2 protein-coding genes are annotated in these 3274 nt (G+C 73.5%); both read left to right on the top strand.

Annotation, left to right across the window (positions count from 1 at the left end; genetic code table 11):
* The first annotated feature begins 332 nt into the window (after positions 1-332).
* Positions 333-2669 (top strand): helix-turn-helix transcriptional regulator, encoded by a 2337-nt coding sequence (locus tag ACIQOV_RS33995; protein WP_401054645.1) that lies wholly within the window; start codon positions 333-335, stop codon positions 2667-2669.
* Positions 2666-3274, top strand: a 609-nt coding sequence (locus tag ACIQOV_RS33990; RefSeq protein WP_401054644.1) for a DUF6801 domain-containing protein, incomplete at its 3' end; no start/stop codon positions are given. The genes ACIQOV_RS33995 and ACIQOV_RS33990, both read left to right, overlap by 4 nt.

Raw genomic sequence — 3274 nt, 5'->3', positions numbered from 1 at the left:
CTCGCACAGCGACGCCACCCCGTCCCCCAGCTCACGCTGGTACGGGGCCATCGAGCCCGACTCGTCGGCCACCACGTAGGCCGGCAACAGGACGCCCTTCGCCTCCGCCATCGCAAACACCGCCTCCCTCAAGTTCACGCAACTGGTGTCGCGGACGGAGCGGCCCGGGCCGCGCAACGAGGTGCGCCGGGGACCGCGGAACCACTGTCCGCACCACCGATGCTGGCGTCGCGTCAGACAAATGCACAGGTCACAGCTCCGGTCATATGTGACCGGTCATCAGCGGTAGGCTTCGCCTCTGTTCTTTCGAATCTTCGGGGGAAGGGCGGGTCGTGGCGGAGACGCTCGGGGCACTGCTGCGGCAGTTACGGAAGCAGGCCGGTCTGACGCAGTTCCAGCTCGCCGAGCGGGCTGGACTCGGCGAGAGCACCGTCCGCCGGATCGAGACCGACCGGCCCTTCGACCACCGGCTCGGCACCATCAACCGCATCGCGGACGCGCTCGACGCCGGCCCCGAGGACCGGCGCCGGCTGAGCGCCCTCAGCGGCGGCACCGTCCCGGAAGCCCCGGTGCCCCCACCGGAACCACCGCCGCCGCCCCGGGACCACGGCCCGCTCGCCGACGCCGCCGAGGAACTGGCCCGCGAGAGCCGACAGCGCTGGCGCCGCGAGGAGGCCCAGCACCGGGTGCACCACCCGTTCGCACTGCCGGTGCGCTGGCAGCAGGTGTCGGCCGGGGTGGCCGACCAGTCGGAGAACGCCCACCTGCTGGCCCCCGGCGAGGCCCGCACCGAACCGGACCTCAGCGGCGACCTGCGGCGGGTCGCCGAGATCTACCGGCGCGTGCCGTCGGGCCGGCTGGTGGTCCTCGGCCGGGCCGGATCGGGCAAGTCGATCCTGGCGGTCCGGTTCGCCCTCGACCTGCTGGACGCCCGCACCCGCAACGAACGGGTGCCGGTGATCTTCAGCCTCGGCGCCTGGGACCCGACCACCGTGGCCCTGCGCGACTGGCTGATCGCCCGGCTGCTGCGCGACTACCCGCACCTGGCCCGGCGGGTCCCCAGCGGCAAGACACTGGCCGCGGACCTTCTCGACGACGACCTCGTCCTCCCCGTCCTCGACGGGTTCGACGAACTCGCCGAAGACCTGCGCGCCCCGGCCCTCGAAGCACTCAACCTCTCCCAGCTGCCGCTCGTCCTGACCAGCCGCCACGCCGAGTTCACCGCCGCCGTCCGAAAGGCGCACGCCCCGCTGGCCGCCGCCGTCGTCCTGGAACTGCGCGACCTCGACCTCGACGACCTGCGCGGCTACCTGCCCCGGACCGACCCGGCCTTCCCCGGGCCCGCCGACACCGACGGGCAGGGCGCGACCTGGGAGGCCGTCCTCGACCCCGCCCGGACGGCGGAGAGCGCCGGCCGCGCCAACCTCGCCGCCGCGCTGCGCACCCCGCTGATGATCGCCCTCGCCCGCACCATGTACAGCGACCACCCCGAACGGCGGCCGGGCGAACTCCTGGACACCGCCCGCTTCCCCGACCCCGAGGCAATCGAGGAACACCTGCTGGCCGGGTTCGTCCCCGCCGTCTACCGCCCCCGTCCCACCGAACGCCTCGACACCGCCCACCGCCGACCCGGATCGTGGGACGCGGAACGCGCCGAACGCTGGCTCGGCCACCTCGCCGACCACCTGACCCGGCTCGGCCGCGAACGGCAGGACCTCACCTGGTGGGAGGTCGGCACCGGCATGAGCCGCCTCTCCCGCACCGTGATCATCGCCGTCCTGGCCGGCATCGCCTTCGGCGTCACCACCGCGATCGGCAACCTCCCCGTCGACCTGGTCGCCACCACGCACAGCCTCCGGTTCGCCGTCGTCCGCGGCCTGCTGGTCGGCGTCCTGCACGGCCTCGCCGCCGGCACACTCTTCGGACTCGTCTACTGGCACGCCTCCGCCCGCGCCGCCCTCAGACCCTCGCCGGTCCGCATGCGGCTCGGCATCGGGACCCCGCTGACCCGCCGCAACGCCCGCATCCGTTTCCTGATCGGCCTGGGCGGTGGAGCGGCCGGCATGGCACTGCTCATCCTGGTCGACGAAGGCCTTGTGGCCCCGCTCGGCCTCGCCGACGGACAGGGTGCCGGCCTCGCCGCCGGGCTTGTGTTCGTTGTGCCGATCGCCCTCTCGATCGGGCTGGTCTTCAGCCTGATCGCCCTGTTCGAGGCCCCGGTCCGCACCGAATCCGTGGTCAGTCCCGCCGACCTGCTGCACATCGACCGCCGCAACGTCGCCTACCACCTGCTCACCTGGGCGCTCGTCCTCGGCATCGGCGTCGGTCTGGTCAACGGCATCGTGTACGGGCCGCTGCGCGGCTTCGAGGTCGGCCTGGTGTTCGGGCTGGAAGGCGCGTTCGGCGCCGGGCTCGGCTACGGACTCAGCCTGACCGCCTGGGGCCAGTGGGTGGCACTGGCCCGCATCTGGCTGCCGCTCACCGGGCAACTGCCCTGGGCGCTGATCGCCTTCCTGGACGACGCCCACCAACGCGGCGTGCTCCGCCAGGTCGGCGCGGTCTACCAGTTCCGCCACGCCTGGATCCAGAACCACCTGAGCCGCAGCCACCAGCAGCGCCACGACCGCGAACAGAGCAGGCGCGACCACTCGACGGAAGGGGCACGATGAACGCCGAACCCCGTACGCACCGCCCGAGCGGGCGCGCCCGGCGCGCGGCCGTTGCCGCAACCGTCCTCGTCGGCGCCGTCGCCACCGCCCCCGCAGCCGCCCGGCCCGCCGCCCCCACCCTGCACTACACCTGCGTCTTCCCGACCATCGGCGGACAGGCCATCACCGCCAGGATCTCCGCGGACATCCCGGCCACCCTGCCGGCCGGCGAGTCCAGCCCTGCGTTCGCCATCCAGGCGGCCGCCACCGTCGAGGCCTCCTTCACCCTCGGCCTGCGCTACGTCCTCGGGGTGCGCACCATCGAAGGCTCGGTCGACGCCGAGACCCGCGTCCGCGCCCCGCAGGACGAGACCGCCGTCCCCGTCCACCTCACCATCACCCGCACCGCGGTCCCCGCCTCCGGTTCCTTCGAGATCCCCGCCACCGGCAACGCGCCCCGACTCTCCTTCACCCGCCCCGGCACCGGACGCGTGACCACCGGCAACTTCACCCTCCACCTCGTGCCCAAGGACGCCGACGGCAACCTGGCCGGGCCCGGCCGGGTCGACGTCCCCTGCACCCTGAACGCCGGCCAGGACAACACCGTCGCCCCCTTCGAGGTCACC

The organism is Kitasatospora sp. NPDC091257 (assembly GCF_044757675.1).
Taxonomy (GTDB): domain Bacteria; phylum Actinomycetota; class Actinomycetes; order Streptomycetales; family Streptomycetaceae; genus Kitasatospora; species Kitasatospora lactacystinica.
Note: the sequence above shows the minus strand (reverse complement) of the source record. Positions and strands in the feature narration are given on the sequence as shown.